The organism is Zavarzinia aquatilis (genome assembly GCF_003173035.1).
Classification (GTDB): Bacteria; Pseudomonadota; Alphaproteobacteria; order Zavarziniales; family Zavarziniaceae; genus Zavarzinia; species Zavarzinia aquatilis.
The window spans coordinates 570,193-591,644 of sequence record NZ_QGLE01000001.1 but is presented as its reverse complement, the minus strand read 5'-3'; the positions used below and the strand labels follow the sequence as shown (position 1 = coordinate 591,644).

23 protein-coding genes and 1 tRNA gene are annotated in these 21,452 nt (G+C 66.3%); 8 read left to right on the top strand and 16 right to left on the bottom strand.

Translation table 11 applies throughout. From position 1 onward, the window contains the following. Positions 1–37: 37 nt before the first annotated feature. Positions 38–1,144 carry a ferritin-like domain-containing protein gene (locus DKG74_RS02880; protein ID WP_109902371.1) on the bottom strand — a complete coding sequence of 369 codons (1,107 nt, stop codon included), beginning with the start codon at positions 1,142–1,144 and terminating at the stop codon, positions 38–40. A gap of 77 nt (positions 1,145–1,221) precedes the next feature. Beyond that, entirely contained in the window at positions 1,222–2,613 is a 1,392-nt protein-coding gene (locus DKG74_RS02875; protein ID WP_109902369.1) for a hypothetical protein, read from the bottom strand. A gap of 170 nt (positions 2,614–2,783) precedes the next feature. On the opposite strand from DKG74_RS02875, the gene DKG74_RS02870 reads away from it, so the two are divergent. Continuing rightward, positions 2,784–4,502: a cation:proton antiporter domain-containing protein gene (locus tag DKG74_RS02870; RefSeq protein ID WP_109902367.1), complete on the top strand. Its 1,719-nt coding sequence runs from the start codon at positions 2,784–2,786 to the stop codon at positions 4,500–4,502. A 49-nt stretch (positions 4,503–4,551) separates the two neighbouring features. On the opposite strand, the gene DKG74_RS02865 is transcribed toward DKG74_RS02870, so the two are convergent. From DKG74_RS02865 to DKG74_RS02830, 8 genes are all read right to left on the bottom strand, one after another. Continuing rightward, complete coding sequence (locus DKG74_RS02865) at positions 4,552–5,307, bottom strand: MBL fold metallo-hydrolase (protein ID WP_109902365.1); 756 nt, start codon at positions 5,305–5,307, stop codon at positions 4,552–4,554. 8 nt (positions 5,308–5,315) lie between these two features. After that, complete coding sequence (locus DKG74_RS02860) at positions 5,316–6,113, bottom strand: TatD family hydrolase (RefSeq protein ID WP_109902363.1); 798 nt, start codon at positions 6,111–6,113, stop codon at positions 5,316–5,318. A gap of 3 nt (positions 6,114–6,116) precedes the next feature. Continuing rightward, on the bottom strand, positions 6,117–7,664 hold the full coding sequence (metG, locus tag DKG74_RS02855; protein ID WP_109902361.1) for a methionine--tRNA ligase: 1,548 nt from the start codon (positions 7,662–7,664) through the stop codon (positions 6,117–6,119). A 34-nt stretch (positions 7,665–7,698) separates the two neighbouring features. After that, positions 7,699–8,817 (bottom strand): DNA polymerase III subunit delta', encoded by a 1,119-nt coding sequence (locus DKG74_RS02850; protein ID WP_109902359.1) that lies wholly within the window; start codon positions 8,815–8,817, stop codon positions 7,699–7,701. Positions 8,818–8,821: 4 nt separating this feature from the next. Further along, the gene (gene tmk, locus DKG74_RS02845; RefSeq protein ID WP_207779203.1) at positions 8,822–9,457 is read right to left on the bottom strand and encodes a dTMP kinase; all 636 of its coding nucleotides are present in this window, start codon (positions 9,455–9,457) and stop codon (positions 8,822–8,824) included. Between the two features lie 5 nt (positions 9,458–9,462). Continuing rightward, on the bottom strand, positions 9,463–10,617 hold the full coding sequence (locus tag DKG74_RS02840; protein WP_109902355.1) for a D-alanyl-D-alanine carboxypeptidase family protein: 1,155 nt from the start codon (positions 10,615–10,617) through the stop codon (positions 9,463–9,465). Positions 10,618–10,637: 20 nt separating this feature from the next. Next, a complete protein-coding gene (locus tag DKG74_RS02835) occupies positions 10,638–11,579 on the bottom strand; it encodes a septal ring lytic transglycosylase RlpA family protein (RefSeq protein ID WP_109902353.1) in 942 nt (313 codons plus the stop codon). Between the two features lie 115 nt (positions 11,580–11,694). Beyond that, positions 11,695–12,762, bottom strand: a complete 1,068-nt coding sequence (locus tag DKG74_RS02830) for a lytic murein transglycosylase (protein WP_109902351.1) — start codon at positions 12,760–12,762, stop codon at positions 11,695–11,697. 74 nt (positions 12,763–12,836) lie between these two features. Between DKG74_RS02830 and DKG74_RS02825 the strand changes: the two genes are divergently transcribed. Next, positions 12,837–14,174, top strand: coding sequence for an MmgE/PrpD family protein (locus tag DKG74_RS02825; protein WP_207779202.1), 1,338 nt, complete (start codon positions 12,837–12,839; stop codon positions 14,172–14,174). A 44-nt stretch (positions 14,175–14,218) separates the two neighbouring features. Then, positions 14,219–14,306: transfer RNA gene (locus tag DKG74_RS02820), tRNA-Ser, on the top strand. A gap of 238 nt (positions 14,307–14,544) precedes the next feature. Here the strand turns inward: DKG74_RS02820 and DKG74_RS02815 are convergent. Genes DKG74_RS02815 through DKG74_RS02805 form a run of 3 tightly spaced genes read right to left on the bottom strand, consistent with a single transcriptional unit; the run spans position 14,545 to position 15,836 of the window. Next, complete coding sequence (locus tag DKG74_RS02815) at positions 14,545–15,249, bottom strand: hypothetical protein (RefSeq protein ID WP_207779201.1); 705 nt, start codon at positions 15,247–15,249, stop codon at positions 14,545–14,547. Between the two features lie 57 nt (positions 15,250–15,306). Beyond that, positions 15,307–15,564 carry a hypothetical protein gene (locus DKG74_RS02810; RefSeq protein WP_109902345.1) on the bottom strand — a complete coding sequence of 86 codons (258 nt, stop codon included), beginning with the start codon at positions 15,562–15,564 and terminating at the stop codon, positions 15,307–15,309. Further along, positions 15,564–15,836, bottom strand: a complete 273-nt coding sequence (locus tag DKG74_RS02805; RefSeq protein ID WP_109902343.1) for a hypothetical protein — start codon at positions 15,834–15,836, stop codon at positions 15,564–15,566. Before DKG74_RS02805 ends, DKG74_RS02810 begins: the two co-directional genes overlap by 1 nt. 630 nt (positions 15,837–16,466) lie before the next feature. Between DKG74_RS02805 and DKG74_RS02795 the strand changes: the two genes are divergently transcribed. Next, entirely contained in the window at positions 16,467–16,994 is a 528-nt protein-coding gene (locus DKG74_RS02795) for a DUF4844 domain-containing protein (RefSeq protein WP_109902341.1), read from the top strand. 125 nt (positions 16,995–17,119) lie between these two features. Then, complete coding sequence (locus DKG74_RS02790) at positions 17,120–17,818, top strand: VIT1/CCC1 transporter family protein (protein ID WP_109902339.1); 699 nt, start codon at positions 17,120–17,122, stop codon at positions 17,816–17,818. Positions 17,819–17,835: 17 nt separating this feature from the next. Here the strand turns inward: DKG74_RS02790 and DKG74_RS02785 are convergent, their stop codons facing one another. After that, the gene (locus DKG74_RS02785; protein WP_109902337.1) at positions 17,836–18,591 is read right to left on the bottom strand and encodes an SDR family oxidoreductase; all 756 of its coding nucleotides are present in this window, start codon (positions 18,589–18,591) and stop codon (positions 17,836–17,838) included. Positions 18,592–18,661: 70 nt separating this feature from the next. Between DKG74_RS02785 and DKG74_RS02780 the strand changes: the two genes are divergently transcribed. The 3 genes from DKG74_RS02780 to DKG74_RS02770 all read left to right on the top strand — a co-directional run bounded on the left by DKG74_RS02780 (position 18,662) and on the right by DKG74_RS02770 (position 20,630). Then, complete coding sequence (locus DKG74_RS02780; protein WP_109902335.1) at positions 18,662–19,303, top strand: TetR/AcrR family transcriptional regulator; 642 nt, start codon at positions 18,662–18,664, stop codon at positions 19,301–19,303. A gap of 92 nt (positions 19,304–19,395) precedes the next feature. Beyond that, a complete protein-coding gene (locus tag DKG74_RS02775) occupies positions 19,396–19,737 on the top strand; it encodes an ArsR/SmtB family transcription factor (protein ID WP_207779200.1) in 342 nt (113 codons plus the stop codon). Continuing rightward, on the top strand, positions 19,734–20,630 hold the full coding sequence (locus DKG74_RS02770) for an SRPBCC family protein (RefSeq protein WP_109902331.1): 897 nt from the start codon (positions 19,734–19,736) through the stop codon (positions 20,628–20,630). Before DKG74_RS02775 ends, DKG74_RS02770 begins: the two co-directional genes overlap by 4 nt. 46 nt (positions 20,631–20,676) lie before the next feature. Here the strand turns inward: DKG74_RS02770 and DKG74_RS02765 are convergent, their stop codons facing one another. Together DKG74_RS02765 and DKG74_RS02760 are read right to left on the bottom strand one after the other, a co-directional pair. Continuing rightward, on the bottom strand, positions 20,677–21,177 hold the full coding sequence (locus tag DKG74_RS02765) for a GNAT family N-acetyltransferase (protein ID WP_109902329.1): 501 nt from the start codon (positions 21,175–21,177) through the stop codon (positions 20,677–20,679). A 1-nt stretch (position 21,178) separates the two neighbouring features. Continuing rightward, a complete protein-coding gene (locus DKG74_RS02760) occupies positions 21,179–21,442 on the bottom strand; it encodes a YjhX family toxin (protein WP_109902327.1) in 264 nt (87 codons plus the stop codon). Positions 21,443–21,452: the final 10 nt, after the last annotated feature.

Genomic DNA, 21,452 nt, shown 5'->3' with positions numbered 1-21,452 from the left:
CGGCCCGCGCAGGCCGAGGCCCCCTTCCCGCCCGCCCTTATTCTGCCGCGAAGACGCCCTTCACCGGCAGGGGTTCGTCGAGCTTCTGCCAGTCGATCAGGATGTCGCCGGCCGCGTGTTCGTACTGGAGGGCGCCGATCGCCTCATATTTCGCGCGCACTTTCTCGGTCAGCAGGCCGACGCGCTTGAAATTGGGGATCAGGCGCTCGAACAGCAGGTGCTGGAAGATCGCCGTGACATGGCTCTTCAGGATGTGCTCCCGCGCGGCGTCGACATCGAAACCGTATTCCCTCGCGACATCCATGCCGAACAGCCGGTCGCGCATGATCAGGCTGGCCTGATAGGCGAATTCGGCCCGGTCCTCGATCTCCTGCTCGGGCAGGGTCTTGATCCAGTCCTCGAGGTAGTTGACGCCGAAGGCGACATGCCGGCCCTCGTCCCGCATCACGAGTTCCACGACCTGGCGCAGCAGGTTGTCGCGCGTGGTCTGGGTCATCGTCCCGAAGGCGGCGAGCGCGAGGCCTTCGATGATCAGCTGCATCCCGATGAACTTCAGATCCCAGCGCGGGTCTTCCAGCACCTTGTCGATCAGGGCCTTCAGGTTCGGATTGATCCGGTACAGCTCGCCGCAATGCTTGCGCAGATACATGTTGAAGGCTTCGACGTGGCGGGCCTCGTCGAAGGTCTGGCTGGCGGCATAGAGCTTGGCGTCCGCCGTCGGCGCGCAGGAGACGAGCTGGGAGGCGACCAGCATGGCGCCCTGCTCGCCGTGCAGGAACTGGGCGACGGTCTGGGCATGGGCCTTCCAGGAGAAACGGATTTTCTCCGCTTCCGGCAGGGCTTCATATTCGGGATAGCCGTTGAAGGGATTGGTCGCCGGCTCCATCGGATAATCGTCGTAGTCGACCGCCATATCCCAGTCGACATCCAGCGTCGCATTCCAGTTGTGCCGCTTGCCGAGTTCGTAAAGGCGGCGAATCTTGGCGTTGGCGCTGTCGTAGTCCCAATTGTAGGACCCGGTCAGCGGCGTGTGGAAAATCTCGCGGATGGTTTCGACATCCGTCTGATCGAGACGCCCGGTCAGGTCGTTCTCGTTGAAAATCCGGGTTTCCTGGGGGGGCTGTTCGACAAGGCGCAAACGCATCTGTTTCCTCCGCTTCTTGGCCGCTTTCGGGCTGCGTCCAGAGAATACGAGGGATGCTCGCCTTGCATTGAGCTGGGTCAATCCAACTGATTATTTGTCAGTTTCCGCCCGCGCCACAGCGACAGGCAGGCCACGATACAGCCGAGCAACGCCAGCCAGATCAGCCGGTTCTCATAGCGGTCGTGCGGATTGGACAGCACGCCGCAGATGAAGGCATTGCCGATCAGCGCGACGAAGACGAAGGCGGTGAAGCGCCCTGCCCCCGCCCGGCCCCGCCGAAAGCTGACAAAGGCGAGGAAGGGCAGCGCGGCGAAGGCGGCGAAGCCGACCGGGATATGGACGAGGTTCAGCGCCTCGAAGGGGAAATCCTTCTGCCGCTGGCGCGCGGCGAGGAAATCCGGCACTTCCTGCGGCAAATATTGCTCGAGGATCCACTGCGTGTGCCAATGGGTCTCGTTCAGCCCGTCGCCGGTGGCGATCAGGCCCAATTGCTCGACAAAGGCGCGCCAAGCCGCCGCCAGGTGCAGGCCCGGATAGGCGACGAGGGATTCCCGGGTAATCTGCGCCAGCTCCGGCCCCGCGCCTTCCCAGCCGCCGATCTTGTACAGCGGGCTGCCGCCCCACCACAGGAAACTGTCGTTGTTGCGCTGGCTGCCGTCCGGTTCGTACAGCTCGGCCTGGTAATCGCACAGTTTGAAGGCCGGGTCCGGGCAACGGTCGGCGAGGAAGCGACTGGCGATACCGTCCTGCACCAGACGGCCGAACAGGAAGATGTCGCCGCCCGGCGTGAAGCGGAACTGGCCGTAGAGCGCCTGATTGCTGAGCGGCACCGTCAGCACCCCGAGCGCGAGGGCGAGTCCGCCGGCACCGAGGCGCCAGGTCGTGCGCCGGCTCCAGTGGCGCAAGGGGGCGTGCAGCCGCGCGCCTGCAATCAGCAACGCCTTGTAGAGGACGAGGCCGAGCAGAAGGGCGACGGTCCCCGTATGGCTGGCGGCGCCAAGGATGACCACGAGGCCGAGCAGGATGGTGACGACGAGGCTTCGCCCTTCCCGCCCTTCGATCAGCAGGAACAGCGCGAGCACGGCGGTCGCCGCGGCAAGGTCGGGCAGAAGCTGCGACGTATACCAGGAAATGCCGGTGATCGCGGCCAGCAACAGCGTGCCGGCGCCGGTCAGAAGTGCCAGCCTGTTACCGCGCAAGGCCAGAAGGCTGCGCCCCGTCTCCGCCACCAGACCGATGACGATCAGGCTCTGCACCACGATCGCCGGCCAGAACGAGAGGTGCCAGTAGAGCCCGTCGAGAAACAGGCCGTAAGGCGTCGCCCGGCCGAAACCCGGCTCGTTCTCGAACAGGCGGGCGATGAAGCCGCCGGTATCGTGGAAACTGATCGGATAGCCGTTCCACAGGGCGGGCGCCAGCAGGGCCAGAAGGGCAAGGAGGAGGCTGACCGCCCCGGCAAGGAAACGCATGGACTTCAGCTCTTTTCTCGGCCGGACCGCATCGGGGCGATGCCCCTGTCGCCCGAAACAACACAGGGAGGTGGTCGGCTGTTCCGCCGCCGGGCTTGGAGTTTCGTATCCGGCTTTGCAAGAATGAGGGCAATTCGCACCGAATCGCCCGCCGGGCCAGGGCGCAGTTCATGAATGTCAGTGTAGACGATGTGCCCAGCATCCTGATCCTGCTTGCGGCGGCGGTGCTGGCGGCGACCTTTCTGGGGCGCCTGAAAGTGCCGCCCCTGCTTGCCTATGTCGTGACCGGCGTCGTCATCGGTCCGGCCGGGGTCGGCTTCGTCGGCGATCCGGAAAGCCTGAGCAGTTTCGCCGATTTCGGCGTGGTCTTCCTGCTCTTCGCCATCGGTCTCGACCTCCCGCTGAACCGGCTGCGGGCGATGCGCCGCTTCATTTTCGGCCTCGGCACGGCGCAGGTTCTGGCGACGCTCTTCGCCATCGGCGCCCTTCTCGGCCTGCTGACCCTGTTCGGCCTGATGGCGCCCAGCGCGGGCATGGTGATCGCCATCGCCGGCGGCCTTGCCCTGTCGTCGACCGCGACCGTGGTTCGCCTCATGGTCGAGCGGCGCGAGACCATGACCCGCTTCGGCCGGGCGACCATTGCCGTCCTGCTGCTGCAGGATCTTGCCGTGGTGCCACTGCTGACCCTGATCGGCGTGCTGGCGACGCCGGAGGGGAATTTCGACTTCTTCGCCGCCGCCTTTGGCCTTGCCAAGGGCATCGCCGCCATCGCCCTCATCCTGTTCGGCGGGCGGATCGTGCTGAAGCCGCTGTTCCATCTCGTCGCCGATGCCGCCAGCCCCGAACTCTTCACCGGCCTGACCCTGCTTGTCGTCCTTGGCCTTGGCATGGTCGCCGAGCTTGCCGGCATGTCGATGGCACTCGGTGCCTTCCTCGCCGGTCTCGCCCTCGCCGACACGCCCTTCCGCCATCAGGTCGATGCCGACGTCGAGCCGTTCCGCGGCCTCCTGCTCGGCCTCTTCTTCGTCACCCTTGGCATGATGCTCGATCTGCGGATGCTGATCGACCAGCCTTTGCTGGTGATCGGCCTGACCCTGGCGCTGATCGCCCTGAAGGCCGGGATCGCCGCCGGCCTCGGCCGGCTGTTCGGGCTCGATCCCGGACCGGCGATCCGCTTCGGCACGCTTCTGGCGCAGGCGGGCGAATTCACCTTCGTCGCCGTCAACCTCGCCCTCGGCAGCCGCTTGATGGACCAGGAGACGGCATCGCTCGTCGCCATCGTCGCGGCCCTGTCCCTCGCCCTCACGCCCTTCGTGGTCACCATCGGCGCGCGCGTCGCCAGACGGGTCGAGGACCGCACGCGCGATCCCGAACTCTCGCCCCACGACATTCCGGAAGTGCCGTCCCATGTCCTGATCGCCGGCTTCGGCCGGGTCGGGCGCACGGTGGCCGAGGTGCTGAAGGCCGCCGACATTCCCTATATGGCCATCGACTCCTCGACCCATGCCGTCGCCGCCGCGCGGGCCGAAGGCTATCCCGCCTTCTTCGGCGACTGCCGCCTGCCGGCCGTGCTGCGCTCGATCGACATCATGCGTACCAGCGTCGTCATCGTCGCCCTCGACAATGTGCCGGCCAGCCTCGCCACCTTGCACGCCGTGCGTCAACTCGTGCCCGACATGCCGGTGATCGTGCGCGCCCGCGACCTCGCCGCCGCCCGCGACCTGCGCCGCGCGGGCGCGACGGACGTGGTGCCCGAGACCATCGAGGCCAGCCTTGCCCTTGCTGGCGGGGCGCTGCGCGTCCAGGGCAAGGATGCGGAAGAGGTCGAGGACCGCCTCGCCGCCTTCCGCCGGAGGGCCGAGTTATCCACCGACAAAAAGAATCAATGAGTCGTCATAACAGACTGATTCATATGAAATATCGAATTGATATTCCGCTTCAGTCCACAGGGATGACCATACCGTCGAAGGCGGGTTCCACCCCGGCGGGCAGGCTGTGGATCAGGCTGTCGTAGTCCATTTCCCAGGTCATATGGGTCAGGATGGCGCGGGCGGGCTTCACCCGCTCGATCCACGACAGGGTCTTTTCCAGATGGGCATGGCTCGGATGCGGCGTGTGGCGCAGGGCATCGACGATCCAGATTTCCACCCCCTCGAGGGCGGCGAAGGCTTCGTCCGGCAGCTCGTTCACATCGGTCGAATAGGCGATCCTGCCGAAGCGAAAGCCGAGGGATTCAATCTCGCCGTGGATCTGGCGAAAGGGCCGGACGTCGATCTCGCCGACCGAGAACGGCCCGTCGATCTCGATCCCGTCGCAGATCGCCGGATAGCCGCCATTGCCCTGAAAGATATAGCCGAAGCGGCGGCTGACCGTGCCGAGGGTGCGCGGATCGGCATGGACCGGCACCCGGCGCCGCATCACGCCGGCGATGCCGCGCAAATCGTCGATGCCATGGCAGTGGTCGGCGTGGTCATGGGTCAGCAGCACGGCGTCGAGCCGCTTTACCCCGGCCGAAATGCATTGTTCGCGCAGGTCCGGCGATGCGTCGACGATCAGCGAGGTCTCGCCCTGTTCGACCAGGATCGAGACCCGGCGGCGACGGTTTTTCGGGTTGTCGGGGTCGCACTGGCCCCAGTTGCCGGTGATCGACGGCACCCCGCCCGAGGTGCCGCAGCCGAGAACCGTGACCTTCATGGCGCTGCTCACGCCGCCGCGAGGACGGCCGCGACATCGGCCTTGGCGAACAGGAGGCGGAAATTCTCGGTCGACTGGCGGGCGAGGTCTTCGACCGTCACGCCGCGTTCCCGGGCCACCGCCGCCGCGGTCGCGGCGACGAAGGCCGGCTCGTTGCGCTTGCCGCGATGGGGAATGGGCGCGAGATAGGGCGAATCCGTCTCGACCAGCAGGCGGTCGGCCGGCACCCGGGCCGCGACGGCGCGCAGGTTCTCGGCCGTCTTGAAGGTGACGATGCCCGAGAAGGAAATATAGAGCCCGAGGTCGAGCGCGACATCGGCGAACCAGGCGCTCGAGGTGAAGCAATGGATCAGGCCGGGAAACGGCCCTTTCGCCATTTCTTCGCGCAGGATTTCTGCCGTGTCCTCGTCGGCGTCGCGGGTGTGGATGATGATGGGCAGGCCGGTCTGGCGCGACGCCTCGATATGGGCGCGAAAGCTGGTCTTCTGCACCTCGCGCGGGGCATGTTCATAGAAATAGTCGAGGCCGGTTTCGCCGATGGCGATCACCTTGGGATGCCTCGACAGCTCGACCAGGGTGCGGGCCTGCACCCCGGCCTCCGCCTCGGCCTCATGCGGGTGGATGCCGACCGAGGCCCAGACATTGGGGAAACGCTCCGCCACCGCGATCACCTGCGCCGATTTCGCCAGCGAGGTGCCGATGGTCAGCATGGCGCCGACCCCGGCGAGGCGCGCCCGTTCCATCACCGCGTCGAGATCCGCGGCGAAATTCGGGAAATCGAGATGGCAATGGCTGTCGATCAGCATGGTTTACGCAACCGCCTCCACATAACGCGGGAACACACCCTGCGGCGCCGGCAGCGCGGCCCCGGAGGTCAGCCGGCCCACGGGGCCGAGCTGGGCGAACAGCCGGGCATCCGCCGGCACGGCCAGCTGGTCCAGCAGCTTGCCGCAGGACGCGGGCATGACCGGCTGGGCCAGGATGGCGATCTGGCGGATCACCTCGGCCGTCACGTAAAGCACGGTTTCCATGCGCGTGGGGTCCGTCTTCTTCAGACCCCAGGGCGCCTCCCCCGCGAAATAGCGGTTGGCGTCGGCGACGCAGGCCCAGATCGCGGCGAGGGCGACATGGATTTCCTGCTTCGCCATGGCGGTCTTGGCGATCTCGTAGAGACCGTCCGCCTGCGCGAGGATCGCCTTGTCGTTGTCCGACAGCTCGCCGCAGGCTGGCACGACGCCGCCCACATTCTTGCCGATCATCGACAAAGACCGCTGGGCAAGGTTGCCGAGGTCATTGGCGAGGTCGGCGTTGATCCTGTTGACGATCGCCTCGTGGCTGTAGTTGCCGTCCTGGCCGAAGGGCACTTCGCGCAGGAAGAAGTAGCGCACCTGATCGAGACCATAGGCTTCGACCAGATTGAACGGGTCGATCACATTGCCGACCGACTTCGACATCTTCTCGCCCCTGTTGAACAGGAAACCATGGGCGAAGACCCGCTTCGGCAGGGCGATGCCGGCGGACATCAGGAAGGCCGGCCAATAGACCGCGTGGAAGCGGACGATATCCTTGCCGATGACATGGACATTCGCCGGCCAGAACGACCACAACGGCGAGGTCTCGTCGGGAAAGCCGACGCCGGTGATGTAATTGGTCAGGGCGTCGACCCAGACATACATCACATGCTTGGGATCGCCCGGCACCGGAATGCCCCAGTCGAAGGTGGTGCGGGAGACGGACAGGTCTTTCAGCCCGCGCTTCACGAAGCTGACAACCTCGTTCCGGCGCTCGTTCGGGCCGATGAAGTCGGGGTTCGCCTCGTAATGGGCGAGCAGGCGCTCCTGATAGTCGGACAGGCGGAAGAAATAGCTTTCCTCCTCCACCCATTCGACGGGCGTGCCCTGACCGCCGTAGCGGATGCCGTCGGCGCGGACCTCGGTCTCGTCCTCGGTGTAATAGGCTTCGTCGCGCACCGAATACCAGCCGGCATAAGTGTTCTTGTAGATGTCGCCGGCATCGACCATGCGCTGCCAGATCGCCTGACTGGACAGGTGATGGCGCGGCTCGCTGGTGCGGATGAAATCGTCGTTGGAACAGCCCAGGGTCTCGACCATCGCCTTGAAGCGGGCGGAGTTGCGCTCGGCCAGGGCTTCGGTGGTCAGGCCTTCGCGCCGCGCGGTCTGCAGCATCTTCTGGCCGTGTTCGTCGGTCCCGGTCAGGAAATAGACGCGGCGCCCGTCGAGGCGCTGGAAACGCGCCAGCGCATCGGTCGCGATCGCTTCATAGGCGTGGCCGATATGGGGCACGCCGTTCGGATAGGAAATCGCCGTCGTGATGTAGAACGGGGAAGAATCGGCCATTCGGAACTCCAGAGGGCGCTGCCCGCGCCCGCCGTCAGGAAACAGACTGGCGCGCGCAACGCTCGATCAAGCCGAGGGCTGCGACGAGAACCTGCCTGCGGTCGAGATTGACCGCCTCGGCGCGCGCGGCCAAGGCATTGATCTTCTCCCATACCTCGCTCCAGCGTTCAAGCCGCGCGGCGGCGCCAAGGGCGCGCATGGCCGCCCCCTCGCCCACCATCGCCTCGTCGATGCTGCCGGTCGCGGCGAGGCGGATCATGCGCACCAGCCACAGCCCGAGCAACTCGAAGGTCAGGCGGAACAGGTCGCCGCCCTCTCGCCCCGCGAAGCGGTCGGCGAGCGCGTTCACCGCCTTGATGTCGAGGCCCTGACGCCGGGCGAGCGGCGCCAGCAGATCGCCAAGGGCGCGATAGTGTTTCAGTCCGCCGGCCGCCTGCAGGGCGAGCGCGCGGCCCGGGCTGCCGTCGGCGAGGCGGCACAGGCCCCGCACCTCGTCGGCCGGAAGGCCGGGGGCCAGCCGGTTGACGATGGTGCCGACTTCCGCCTCGGGCAGCGGACGCAGGGCCAGCCGCCGGCAGCGCGAGCGGATGGTCGGCAACAGGCGGCCGGGGGCATGGGCGATCAGGATCAGCAGGCTGCGCGGCGGCGGCTCTTCCAGCAGCTTGAGGAGGGCATTGGCCGCGTTGCGGTTCATCTCGTCGATGGCGTCGATGATGGCGACGCGAAAGCCGCCCTCCGCCGGGGTCATGGCGAAGAAACCGGCAAGGTCGCGCACCTGATCGACCACGATTTCGTCGCGCAGCGCCTTGGTGCGCGGGTTTTCCTCCCGCTCCAGCGTGACGAGGTCGGGGTGGGAGCCGGCGGCGATGCGGCGGAACAGCGGATCGTCCGGCGATTGCTGCAGGGGTTGCGGCGGCCCGCCGAACATGTCGACGGGCGCATCGAGGCCATGAGCGAAGAGGAAGCGGGCGAAGCGATAGCCCAGTGTCGCCTTGCCGATGCCGCGCGGCCCGGTGATCAGCCAGGCGTGATGCAGCTTTCCGCCCTGCACGGCGTCGAGCAGCACCCGCTCCGCCTCCTCATGGCCGATCAGATCGGGATTGGCCCGGGGCAGCGGTATCTGGCTCGCGGGCGGGGCCTCGGCCTTGGCCATGGCTTTAGCCCACGGCGGCGCGGACGGCGGCAATCACCGCCGCCTCGACCGTGGCCTTGTCCCGGCTGGCGTCGATGACGACGCCATGGCGGCCGGCGGCCGCGGCCTGATCGAGGAAGGATTGTCGGACCCGGCGGTGGAAATCGAGATCCAGCCCCTCGAAGCGGCCCTCGTCGATGCCGGCATTGCCGAGCCGGGCCTGACTGCGGGCAAGGCCGATCTCGGGCGGCACGTCGAGCACCACGGTCAGGTCGGGCCAGAGGTCGCGGATCGCCCGGCTGTGCAGGTCGAGGATGAGGTCAGCGTCGAGCCCCCGTCCCGCCCCCTGATAGGCAAGGGTCGAGGAAACATAGCGGTCGGAGACAACGATGCGCCCGGCGGTCAGCGCCGGCCGGATCACCCGCTCGACATGCTGGGCACGGTCGGCGGTCATCAGCAGAAGTTCGGCCGTGCTGGTCCAGTCATGGGTGGTTTCGGCCAGCAGAAGGCGGCGCAGGGCGGCGCCTTCGGGCGTTCCACCCGGCTCCCGCGTAGTGACGAGGTCGAGGCCGTCGCGGGCGAAGTCGGCCCGAAGCGCGGCGATGGCGCCGCTCTTGCCCGCGCCCTCCCCGCCTTCGAGGACGATGAAGCGCCCGCGCATGGGTATCAGCCGGCTTCGCCGGTCAGGAGATAGCGCAGCGAGCCGAACATGCGCCCGAACACGCCCTGCCGCTCGACATCGCGCGCGGCGACCAGCGGCAGGCTGATCACCGGCATGTTGGGCGCCGAAATCTCAAGGGCGGCGATCTGCTGCCCGGCCGCGATGGGCGCCGGCACCGGCCCGTCGTAGACAACCTTCACCACCATCGAGGCGCGGTCGACCCGGCGCAGGGTGACGAGGGCATCGGCCGCGACGGTCAGGGGCACCGTCTCTTCCTCGCCCTGCCAGACCTTGGCCTCGGCCAGGCCATCGCCCTTCTTCGCCATGGTGTAGGTCTGGAACTCGCGGAAGCCCCATTCCATGATGCGGGCGGATTCCTGCGCCCGCTCCTTCATGCTGTTCAAGCCGTTGATGACCAGCAGCAGGCGGCGGCCGTCGCGCTGGGCCGAGCCGACGAGACCATAGCCGCCCTCGTCGGTATGGCCGGTCTTCAGGCCGTCGGCGCCGGGCACGACGCCGAGCAGCGGATCGCGGTTGGCCTGGTCGATGTTGTTGTATTTGAACGAGGTTTCGGCGAACAGCGGGTAATACTGCGGGAAATCCTCGATCAGATGCTCGGCGAGGACCATGAGGTCGCGCGCGGTCATGCGATGGTCCGGATCGGGCCAGCCACTGGCATTGCGGAAGGTGCTGCCCTTCAGGCCCAGTTCCTTGCCCTTGGCCGTCATCTGCGCGGCGAAGGCTTCCTCGGTCGAGGCAAGACCTTCGGCGACGACGACGCAGGCGTCATTGCCCGACTGCACGATGATGCCGCGCAGCAGGTCGGAGACGGCGACCCGCTCCCCCACCTTCACGAACATCTTGGAGCCGCCCATGCGCCAGGCCTTTTCCGAGACCGGCAGCATGTCCTCCATCTTGATCCCGCCCTTGGCGAGCTTCTCGAACAGGATGTAGATCGTCATGAGCTTGGTCATGGACGATGGCACCATCGATTCATCGGCGTTCTTTTCGAACAGCACCGTATGGGTCGACAGGTCGATCAGGATGGCCTCGCGCGCCGGGGTTTCCAGCGCCTCCGCCCTTGCGGCGGCGAGAGGCGCGGCCGCCAGCATCAGGCAGGCGGCGGCGAGAGCGAGAAAGCGGCTGAAGCGGTGCGACATGGGTTTCGCCTCCGGTACTGTCATTCGACGACGATGCGGGCGCCGGTTTCGCCCGATGCGATGATCTGGTCGAGCGCGGCATCGGCCGCGTCGACACTCGGCATCGGCCCGACCCGGACCCGGTAGAACTGCTGCCCGTCGATGAAGGCGCGGGCGATGAAGGCCTTGCCGTAACGCGACAGTTTGGTCTGCAGGCGATAGGCATTGGCCGGCTGCAGGAAGGCGCCGGCCTGGATATAGATGCCGGTCTGGCGCACCGGCCCTTGCGTATAGACCGCGGGCGGCGGCGTCGCCGGCACGGCGGAAGCCGGGGTGACGGCGGGCGCGGGCGTCGCCGGGCGGGCCGGCGTGCCGGCGACGCCGCGCGCGCCGGGCGGCGGCGCCAGCGGCGCGGCGGTGACCGTGCCGACCGGGGCGGCGGCGGCGGCCGTCCGTTCCTCCGGCGTCGTCTGCGGCACCGGCAGCGTGCTGACGCCGGGCCGGCCGGATTCATCGACCACCTGCACCCGAACCCGGGCGGTGCCCTGGTTCTGGAACCCGAGCAACTGGGCCGCGCGGCGCGACAGGTCGATGATGCGGTCGTTCACGAAGGGGCCGCGGTCGTTGACCCGGACCATGACCGAACGGCCGTTCTCGAGATTGGTCACGCGGACGTCGGCCGGCAGTTGCAGCGTCTTATGCGCCGCGGTCATTTCGTTCATGTCGTAGACTTCGCCGATGGCGGTCTTGCGGCCATGAAACGGCTCGCCATACCACGAGGCGATGCCGGTCTCGTCATAGGACCAGTCGACCTTGGGGTAATACCACACGCCCTTGATCTGATAGGGCCTCAGGGTCGCCTCGACCACGCCGGGGCGGGTCGTCTGGTTGCTGTCCACCCGGTCGCGGGCACAGGCGCCCAGCGTGGCGGCAAGGGCCGTCACGACGACGAAGGTTCGCAGGGAGCTGCGGGCGGGAATCACTTTGGCGCTCCGGCTGGCGTCAGGACAAGCAGAATGCCTACAGCATTTTGCGGGCCAAGGGCAGACTGGCTCAACATATCCGGTCTCATGGCCCGATCAGATCGGGGTCTCATTCTCATTGGCCGATCAGATCGGCCAGCGACAAAACGGACAGGGCGAAATAGGTCGAGCGGTTCCAGCGCATGATGACGCGGAAATTCTCGTACACCAGCCAATAGGCCCCCTCTTCCCCCGGATTGATCAGCGAGGCGGTCATGTCGGCCACCGGCAGGTCGGCGCCATCGCGCAGGCGGACGCCGAGCGCCTGCCAGTCGGCGAGGCTCTTCTTCACCTCGAGGCCGGTCATGGATTTGGCGAAGCCCGCCGGCACTTTCACCGGGCGGCCCCAGCCCTCGCCCGCGACCCAGCCGTTCTGCTTCAGGTAATTGGCGGCGGAGCCGAAGACGTCGGCCCTTGTCGCCCAGATGTCGCGGTGGCCATCGCCATCGAAATCGACCGCCCATTTGAGGTAGCTGGACGGCATGAACTGGCACTGGCCCATCGCCCCGGCCCAGGAGCCGATCAGTTTCTCGGGGCTGTAGTGCTCCGCCTCCATGATCTGCAGGGCCTTCAGCAATTCGCCCCGGAAAAACTCCGCCCGCCGGCCCTCATAGGCGAGGGTGGCGAGCGACCGGACGATGGAGAAATTGCCGGTATTGGCGCCATAGCTGGTCTCGACGCCCCAAAGCGCCACGACGACCTTGGACGGTACGCCGTAAGTGCCGGCGACCCGGCGCAGCACATCGGCATTCTCGGCATGGAGGCTGCGGCCCTTGCGGATGCGGACATCCGAGACGGTGTTCTGGAAATAGCGGGCGAAGGTGACGCGGCCTTCGGGCTGGCGCTGGTCGAGTTCGATCACCCGGGGATTGGGGGTGAGGCCATCGAAGGCGGCGGCCAGCGTCGTCTCGGCGATGCCCTTGCCCCGCGCCTCGGCCCGGAAGGCGTCCAGCCAGGTGTCGAAATCGGCATCGGGCGCCGTCGCCACCCCCGGCGGCCGGGGCGAGACCGCCGGCGCCTGCGGCTGGACCTGCTGGCCGGAGCCGGGCCGCGCCGGCTGCGCCGCGCAGGCGGACAGACCGATCAGCAATAGAAACATCAGGGGGCGGCGGCTGCGCCACCCGCGTTTGACCTCGGGAATCATGGGTATCGCTCGAATCGCTGCTACATCCTGTTTGCCACAGCTGCGGCCCCGGGGCCATTCTTCCGCCGATGACGATGTCCGACGATCCCCCCAGAAACGACACCCTGACCGCCGGCCTCGCCGCCCTTCTGTCGGCGAAGCCGATCACGGCGGCCGACCGCGAGGCCGCCGCCCTCTTCGTGCTCGACGCCATCGCCAACGCGATCGGCGGCCGGCGGACGGCGCCGGGCCGCATCCTGACCGGCTGGGCGGCGGCCGAGCCGCGCGATACCGCCGGCCGCGCTTTCGTCATGGGCGCCCTCACCCATATTCTCGAGGTCGACGACCTGCACCGGGGCTCGGTCGTCCATCCCGGCTGTGTCGTCGTGCCCGCTGCCCTCGCCCTCGGCAGCCGGCTCGAGATCGGCGGCCACGGCTTCCTCGATGCCGTGCTCTGGGGGTTCGAGGCGGCCTGCCGGGTCGGGCTTGGCGTCGGCCCCGGCCATTACCGGATCTGGCACAACACGGCGACCTGCGGCCCCTATGGCTCGGCCGCCGCCGCCGGCAAGCTGCTCGGCCTGTCCGCCCCCGCCCTGGTGGATGCCTTCGGCAATGCCGGCAGCCAGTCGTCGGGCCTGTGGCAATTCATGGCGAGCGGGGCGATGACCAAACATCTCCACGCCGGCCATGCCGCCTCGGCCGGGCTGCTCGCCGCCGATCTGGCCAGCAGAGGCTTCTCCGGCCCGCCCGCCATTCTCGAGGGCGAGAAGGGCTTCTTCCGCGCCGCCTGCCCGGATGCCGTGCCGGAAAATGTCCTCGCCGATCCCGCCGGTCCCTGGGCCCTGACGCAGACCTCGATCAAGCCCTGGCCCTCGTGCCGTCACACTCACCCCGCCATCGACGCCGCCCTTGAGCTGCACGGCCGGATCGCGGGCCGCGCCATCGAGGCCGTGGCGGTCGAGACCTATCCCGCCGCGCTCGACGTCTGCGACCGCCCGGCGCCCGAAACCCCTTACGAGGCGAAATTCTCGCTCCACCACTGCGTCGCCGCCGCCCTCAACGACGGCCATGTCGATTTCGCCAGCTTCGAAGCGGAGGCACGAAACCGCCACGCCCCCCTCCGCGCCCGCGTGCGCCTCGCCGCCACCGCCGAATTCACCGCCGCCTATCCGGCCGCCTGGGGCAGCGCGGTCACCGTGACCCTCGAAGGCGGCGAAACCCTCGGCGGTGTAACCCTCACCGCCCGCCGCGCCCACGCCCTCGGCGATCCGGAAGCCCCGCTGTCGCGCGAGGCGATGATCGACAAGGCCCTGATGCTGATGACCACGGGCGGCCTCGGCCGCGCCCTCGCCGGGCGCCTGTGCGCCGGCATCCTCGCCTTCGCCGACGACGGCCCCCTGCCCGACCTCGCGCCCTTCTTCGGCCTCGCATGAACCGGTTGCGCCAAAACCCCGCACAAGGCTAAAAGGGCGCCCGAGGATGGGTGGCCGAGTGGTTTAAGGCAGCGGTCTTGAAAACCGCCGTGGGGCAACTCACCGTGGGTTCGAATCCCACCCCATCCGCCATATACTGTTGATTTTGTTGGTGTTTTCTAATTTCCAAAAATCCTACTCAGAATCTACTACAGGAAATCGGGCGGTAGGATCGGGGCTTTTGCCCACACTTGGCGGCTCGCGCGGCCCCTGCGATCACGCGGACGTGAACGACGGGAATGGCTCGCGAGGGGCGCATGAAGCCTGTATCATTCGCCTAAAGTGCGGGCTGAACAAGATACAGGTGCGGCGAACCCACCACATAACTTCGCTACATGATCGGCTTTCCCAGCCCTGCGCCGCCGGGAAACTGCCAACCCATATGCGTCACCGTGTCTATGACGCTGCAAACCAATTCTACGACGTGCCCCTGAATCTGTTTCAAATATGCAAGGTCAATTGCGGTATCGAATTTTTCTTTCTGTCGGTTGATAAATAGCGGTATGGACGCGCCGTTTTCATCCGGCATTCGCCATGAGCCGTGACAAAGCACGTTACGAATAACGGCTGCTTTCTTAATGTCTTCGACCAGTTCGTCTATGTTTTCGGTTGTAGTAGCCGGGTTATCCCGCGCGGCCTTTCCGTAGGATTCGGCCAAATTCCAAAGCTGATCCGTCAATGCTCGCTCAAGCTGCGGTAGCCAAGCTTGACAGGCTGCGTCGATTTCTTCGGGGCTATATTGCCGGGTTGCCGTGAACGCAAAAATTGCTTTGCCTAAGACTTCTTCCAGAAATCCGAAGGTTGCGATGGTGCGGCCAAGCTGTTCCCAAAACTGCGGCGAATGCCTATGTGTAGGGAACATGGGCGGCAAGTTAGCCCGATCAATAATTGCGCGCTTCACTTCGGCGTGGTTCATCCCAAGAGCTTCCGAATCATTCGTCTTATCTTCGCTGAAACGTAGCACATGAAAAAGCCCGCCAGCTTTTCGGGCTGGCGGGCAAGGAACGGCGTGCCCGATCATGGGCAGGAACGACACGCCGCTATCGGCCGGGGCGAGGCAGCGCCAACCACAACGCCCCCGGCCAATCTCAAATCACTCCTTCCATCCCAAACGGTGCGCCGGGATTGTCCGTCCGTGGTTGTGTGTGGGCTTGGTGCCGGGAACGCCGTTCACTTCGTCAATGCGGCGGGAAACTTCGTCGGGTTCCTCGCGGAATAAGCGTTCGCTTCCATCCTTGAACGTGACGAAGCTGCCCCCGTCGTAGTTGCGATCCACAAAGGCGATGGTGCCCACACGAACAGAGCGGGTCACGCCGTCTTCGTCGGTAAGCGGGATGGTGCTTGCGGGCATCACACGGTCCCCAATTCAACGCGGCTGTTGGCTTTGTCCGCAATTGCGGGCGTGTAGAACGCGGCGTTGATTTCGCGAGCGGTCTTGTCATAGCGCAAAGCCGTCGCTTCGATTTCGATGCCTTCGTTCACCAAGGCGAAGGCTTCGGGAATGAAGTGTTCCGTCATATCCAACCGCAGCTTGGCTTGAAGGTCCGGCGCAAGCCCCGTGAGATAATGCGGGCTATGATAGATGACCGACGCAAGGGTTCGGTCTTCCTTCGCGAGCGACAAGACCTTGCCCAGTCCGGTTTCAGATTTGACTTGCTCGCGAAGCCAAGTGCGGACTTCGCTTTCAATATGGCTATAGCCGGGCAGCGGCGCGAAGAAATGATCCGCCTTCGACTGCCCGTCGCTTTGCAGGATCGCGGCGCGGGCTTTCAGCGCGTCGGCCGTGTCGCTGATAGCCTTGACCGTCCGTTGTGACAGTTCCTTCGCCGCAGGGTATTATGGAGACGCTAGGTATTATGGGGACGCTATATTTAATTTGCAGCGAAGACCGGCACACAGAATCCGCTTATTCTCGGGGCATGTTCACGGCGGGAGATTCGAGGTGGCGCGGTTTCGGCACGAATTGAGGGGACGTTATATATAATTTATCGTTCTTCCACCCGCGCCCCTTACCTTACCCACAAGGACCCTGTTTCATCACTTAGACCACCTGCAAACAATCTCTTGCGCCCCTTCCTACGAAATAATAGTTAGCGAAATGACTAATCATTATCCGGAACCGTCCCAACTCTTCCATGCCCTTGCCGATCCGACGCGGCGGTCGATCATGGGCCTGCTGACAGAGCAGCCGGTGCCGCTCGGCATCACTGGAGATTGCTGGAAAGCCGACGCAAACAAGGCCAACATCTGTCGATGCGAAACCTGATCATCTTTCTCGTCATTGCGATTCTTCTAGCAGGGGGCGCTGCTGGATGGTGGCTATATGCGCGTTCATTTCCGCCGGGCTCTCAAGAAAATGTGCTGCTCACACCAGAAAAAAGGCAGGCACTCGAGCGATTGCGGCATGAGGATAAATTCAAGCCGCATGATTATCCGCCTCTAGGTTACACGGGTATCGCAACGCCGGAGGAAGGGGCGATCGCACAGGCAGCGGTGAACGACGCTATCGACGCTATATTATTGTTCAAGGATGAATCCATTTCTGCAGAATCGGTATCTGATTTGATCGGCCGGGCGATGAGCCGAGTCCGTCTTCTTGAAACAGAAGATAGAGATCGTGCCGCAAATTATATGATCGAGATTTGGTATATTCTCGGCTTTAAGGGGGCTACTGGACAGTTTGCCTACGGAGCCGCTTTTCAGCGACCCGCCGGTTACAGCGAGCCGCTGCCTCCCGGATGGAAATCTCCGACCGAGCCACGTCAGATTGATCAACCATGATGACTGGCCTGCAGCCGGTTTTTTGGACACCAGGATATTATGGGGACGCTATATTTAATTTGCAGCGAAGACCGGCACCCAGAATCCGCTTATCCTCGGGGCATGTTCACGGCGGGAGATTCGAGGTGGCGCGGTTTCGGCACAGGGAGATGCATCTCGTCTCGCGGATCGGCTGGTTGCGGGCCGCGGTGCTAGGGGCCAATGATGGCATCGTTTCGACCGCCAGCCTCATTCTCGGGGTTGCGGCCGCCTCGGTCGCGACGGGACAGGTGCTGGTCACCGGCATCGCCGGGCTCGTCGCCGGGGCCATGTCGATGGCGGCCGGGGAATATGTCTCGGTCTCGTCGCAGGCCGATACCGAGCAGGCGGATCTTGCCCGCGAGCGGGCCGAGCTCGCGGCCCAGCCGGCGCTGGAGCGCGAGGAACTGGCGCGGATCTACCGCGCGCGCGGGCTCGACGAGCGGCTTGCCCATGAGGTCGCGGCGCAGCTGATGGCTCGGGACGCGCTGGCGGCCCATGCCCGCGACGAATTGGGCATTTCCGAGGTGACCACAGCGCGGCCGATCCAGGCGGCGCTGGCCTCGGCCGCGAGTTTCTCGGTCGGCGCCGCGCTGCCGCTGCTCATGGTCGCGGTGCTGCCGCGGCCCTGGCTGGTGGCGGGCGTTGCCCTCGCCTCGCTCGGTTTTCTCGCGCTGCTGGGCACGATCGGGGCGCGGGCGGGCGGGGCCGCGGTGCTGCGGCCGACCCTTCGCGTGACCTTCTGGGGCGCCTTCGCCATGGCGGTGACCGCGGGCGTTGGCACGCTCTTCGGCGCCGCGGTCTAGGGTCCGCCGATGGGTCGTCAGTGCTGCTGCGACCAGGCGATCGCATCGGGCCCGGCGGGCAACACCGCCGGGCAATCCGCTTCGGTGGCGGCGCGAAAGACCGCCTCGGCCACATCCCGCGCCGTCGTGATCTCGCCGCTTCCCGCCGCCTCGAACTGCGCGAACATCTGCTGCGCCTGATCGGCGTAAGCCTCGGGGATGCCGGCCCCCACCGCGAGTTCGTTGGTCGTCGTGGCGGCGAAGGCGGTATCGGGGGCCATGCCCGGCGCGACAACGCGGGCGCGGATGCCCAGCGGGGCAAGCTCAAGCGCCATGGACTCGGTCAGTGCAGTCAGCGCGGCCTTGCTGGCGCGATAGACCGAAAGCATCGGCAAGGGCATGTAGATCACGCTGGAGCCGACGTTGACGATCGCGCCCGAGGCCCTTTCGCGCATCCCCGGCAGCACAGCCTGCATCATGGCGATGGCGCCGAACAGATTGGTCTCGAAGATACGCCGCGCCGCCCCGAGCGAAGTGCCCTCGAGCGCATTGAACCAGCCGATGCCGGCGTTGTTCACCAGCACGTCGACCGGCCCCGCCATTGCTACGGCAGCCGCGATGCTGTCCGGATCGGTGACATCGAGGGGCAGCACGCGCAGCCTTTCCGACGGCGGCAGGGTGCTGGCGGCCGGATTGCGCATGGTGGCGACAACAGTCCAGCCCTGGTTGAGGAAATGCAGCGCGGTCTCGCGGCCAAAGCCGGTCGAGCAGCCGGTGATCAGGACGGTTCCCATTGAAAACTCCTTGCGTGAGATCGTGTAGGAGGCAAGGATATGAAGGATTCTTCAGTTTCGGAATTCGCATATGACCCGCCCCGCGCCGGCCCTGCTAAAGCCCCGGAAAGCCCCGCAGCAGTCGCGCTCGGCGGTGACGATCGCGGCCATTCACGAAGCCACCATTCAGGTTTTGCTGGCCGATGGCGTGGGCCGTCTGACGACAACGCGGGTGGCGGAGCGCGCGGGCGTGTCGGTCGGCACGATGTACCAATATTACCCGCACAAACAGGCGCTGCTTTACGCCATCGTCGACCGGCAGCTGCAATCCATCATCGAGGCCATGCTGACGGCGGCGGATCGCCTGAAGGGCCATGACCTGGCGAGCCTGGCCAGGGGCCTGACGACGGCATGGCTCGACGCCAAGACCGCGGACATGGTGGCGTCGCGCGCGATTTATGGCATCGCGGCGGAGTTCGACCTGACCGAGGTGATGAAGCGGACCATGGACCTGATGACCCAGGTCATCGCGGAACTGCTGGCCGCCGCGCCCGATGCCCGCCTCGCCGATGTTCATGGCGTCGCCTTCATGCTGATGGCGATGCTCGGCGGCGCGGTCAGGGTGGTGCTGGAGGTCCAGCCCTCGGACGAAGACCTCGACCGCCTGCGCCGCGAGCTGCCCCGCGTTTGCCTCGCCTATCTCCTGTCGGCCAACGAAGGTGCCGCCGGTTGAACATGCCCCGGGCCGCCGCGACAGCCGACATCACTTAGCCAAATAACAAACTATCCCTTGCGCCCCATCGTTCCGCGATCATACTTAGCGACATGACTAAGCATTATCCGGAGCTGTCGCAGCTGTTCCATGCCCTGGCCGATCCGACGCGGCGGTCGATCCTGAGCCGGTTGGCCGAGAGGCCGGCGCGGGTCACGGAGCTGTCAGGCCCGACGGGATTGCGGCTGCCGACGGTGATGCGGCATCTGGCGGTGCTGGAGGACGCCGGGCTGATCGTCACGGCGAAGGACGGGCGGGTGCGGACCTGTGCCCTCGTCCCCGAGGCTTTGGCGCCGGCCCGGGCCTGGCTCGACGAACAGCGCGACCTGTGGGAGGCCCGGCTCGACCGGCTGGAGGCTTTGGCGATGAAGGCGGCGAGGGAGAGCATGGAATGACATCGGAACAGAGGGCGGACGACGACCGCTTCGCGACGCTGCGCTTCGAGCGGGAGGTTTCCGCGCCGCTCGCCACCCTGTGGCAGGTCTGGACCGCCCCGGCCGCCCGGGCGATCTGGGCGGCGCCCTCGCCGGCCGTGACCGTCGAGTTTCTGGAGGCGGATACCAGGGTGGGCGGGCGCGAGGTCTCGCTGTGCAAGGTCGCGGGCCAACCGGATATCCGCTGCGAATGCGGTTGGCTGGACGTGCAGCCCCTGCTGCGCAGCGTGAATTACGAAGTGGTCTCGGCCGGGGGCGCGGCGCAGTCGGCGGCGCTGGTCACCGCGACATTCTCCGGCGCCGGGGTGCGCAGCCGGCTCGACGTGACGGTGCAACTCTCCTCCCTCGGCGCCGACATGGCGGCCGGTTACCGGCAGGGGTTCGAGGCGGGGCTGGATAATCTCGCGGCTGTTGCCCGGCGTACCATGGTGCTTCAACGGGTGATCGAGGCGCCCGCGCGTATCGTCTGGAACACCTGGATGAACCCGGAGACCCTGCCGCAATGGTGGGGACCGGACGGATTTTCCTGCCGCACCCGGCGGATCGACCTGCGCGCGGGCGGCGAATGGGTGTTCGACATGATCGGGCCCGACGGCACTGTCTTCCCCAATCACCATCGTTATGCCGAGGTCCGGCCGGAGGAGCGCATCGCCTATACGCTGCACTGGGGCGAGAACGGCCCGAAGCACGCCGACGCCTGGGCCAGTTTCGAGGCGGAAGGCGGGGCAACCCGGGTCACCCTCGGCATGGTGTTCAGCACCGAGGCCGAATTCCAGACGGCGAAGGGTTTCGGTGCCATCGAACTCGGCCTGCAGACGCTGGGCAAGCTGGACAGCTTCATCGCCTCCCGTTGAGGGGCATGGCCGGGCGGCACCCACGGGGGCACCGCCCGACCGGCCCTCAGGCGGTCTGGTCGAGGCCGAAGGCCGGGTGGTGGATCAATTCGCCCCGCGGCACGTTGCCGTCGAAGGGCAAGGCCTGAACCACTTCCGGCGGGCAGCCGGCGACGCCGAAGCCTGGGAAAGCCCGAAAGCCGAAGCGCCGGTAATAGCCGGGATCGCCCACCAGCGCCGCGCCCCGGCTGGTCGTCAGCAGGCGGTGCAGGGCTTCCGCCATCAGGGCCGAGCCGATGCCCTGTCGATGCCGTGCCGGCAGGACGGCGAGCGGCCCGATCAGGCCCCAACCGTCCTGCGGCCCAATGCGTGCCGCGGACGCCGCGAGATAGCCGACCACCCTCCCCCCGTCCTCGGCGACGAGGGAAAGGGTGAGCGCCCCGGCCATTCGCAGCCGCTCGACGATGGCGGCTTCGCCCCCCGTCGCCTGCGGCAGAAGGCGCATGGCCTCGGTGATCAGGGGGCCGATGGCCGGGATGTCGCCCGGGGTTTCATCGCGGATCAGCATGTCAGGCTCCCTGATTGTCGAGCTGGGCGCGGACCGAAACGCGGCCGCGCTTCGAGAGGCGGTAAGGGCTGCCCGCGCGGGATTCGATCAGCCGTTTCCGCCGCAGCCGGTTGAACAGGCCAAGGTCGAAACCGGCGAGGATCATGCCCTCGCGCGTGACGCAGGTAACGGATGTGATCAGGCGGCCATCGCCGCGCTCGTGCAGAATGCAGCCGCCAAGGGCGAGAACATGCAGCGCCCGTTGTTCGTGCCGTGAGATATTCATGGTCGTCTCG

Excerpts from the sequence above, each read along its gene's own strand:
- DKG74_RS02760 (WP_109902327.1), bottom strand. The coding sequence starts at position 21,442 with ATGAATATCTCACGGCACGAACAACGGGCGCTGCATGTTCTCGCCCTT.
- DKG74_RS02865 (WP_109902365.1), bottom strand. The coding sequence starts at position 5,307 with ATGAAGGTCACGGTTCTCGGCTGCGGCACCTCGGGCGGGGTGCCGTCG.
- DKG74_RS02850 (WP_109902359.1), bottom strand. The coding sequence starts at position 8,817 with ATGGCCAAGGCCGAGGCCCCGCCCGCGAGCCAGATACCGCTGCCCCGG.
- DKG74_RS02780 (WP_109902335.1), top strand. The coding sequence starts at position 18,662 with ATGACCCGCCCCGCGCCGGCCCTGCTAAAGCCCCGGAAAGCCCCGCAG.
- DKG74_RS02810 (WP_109902345.1), bottom strand. The coding sequence starts at position 15,564 with ATGCCCGCAAGCACCATCCCGCTTACCGACGAAGACGGCGTGACCCGC.
- DKG74_RS02870 (WP_109902367.1), top strand. The coding sequence starts at position 2,784 with ATGAATGTCAGTGTAGACGATGTGCCCAGCATCCTGATCCTGCTTGCG.
- DKG74_RS02775 (WP_207779200.1), top strand. The coding sequence starts at position 19,396 with ATGACTAAGCATTATCCGGAGCTGTCGCAGCTGTTCCATGCCCTGGCC.
- DKG74_RS02880 (WP_109902371.1), bottom strand. The coding sequence starts at position 1,144 with ATGCGTTTGCGCCTTGTCGAACAGCCCCCCCAGGAAACCCGGATTTTC.
- DKG74_RS02785 (WP_109902337.1), bottom strand. The coding sequence starts at position 18,591 with ATGGGAACCGTCCTGATCACCGGCTGCTCGACCGGCTTTGGCCGCGAG.
- DKG74_RS02825 (WP_207779202.1), top strand. The coding sequence starts at position 12,837 with ATGTCCGACGATCCCCCCAGAAACGACACCCTGACCGCCGGCCTCGCC.
- DKG74_RS02875 (WP_109902369.1), bottom strand. The coding sequence starts at position 2,613 with ATGCGTTTCCTTGCCGGGGCGGTCAGCCTCCTCCTTGCCCTTCTGGCC.
- DKG74_RS02860 (WP_109902363.1), bottom strand. The coding sequence starts at position 6,113 with ATGCTGATCGACAGCCATTGCCATCTCGATTTCCCGAATTTCGCCGCG.
- DKG74_RS02795 (WP_109902341.1), top strand. The coding sequence starts at position 16,467 with ATGCGAAACCTGATCATCTTTCTCGTCATTGCGATTCTTCTAGCAGGG.
- DKG74_RS02830 (WP_109902351.1), bottom strand. The coding sequence starts at position 12,762 with ATGATTCCCGAGGTCAAACGCGGGTGGCGCAGCCGCCGCCCCCTGATG.
- tmk (WP_207779203.1), bottom strand. The coding sequence starts at position 9,457 with ATGCGCGGGCGCTTCATCGTCCTCGAAGGCGGGGAGGGCGCGGGCAAG.
- DKG74_RS02770 (WP_109902331.1), top strand. The coding sequence starts at position 19,734 with ATGACATCGGAACAGAGGGCGGACGACGACCGCTTCGCGACGCTGCGC.
- DKG74_RS02840 (WP_109902355.1), bottom strand. The coding sequence starts at position 10,617 with ATGTCGCACCGCTTCAGCCGCTTTCTCGCTCTCGCCGCCGCCTGCCTG.
- DKG74_RS02765 (WP_109902329.1), bottom strand. The coding sequence starts at position 21,177 with ATGCTGATCCGCGATGAAACCCCGGGCGACATCCCGGCCATCGGCCCC.
- metG (WP_109902361.1), bottom strand. The coding sequence starts at position 7,664 with ATGGCCGATTCTTCCCCGTTCTACATCACGACGGCGATTTCCTATCCG.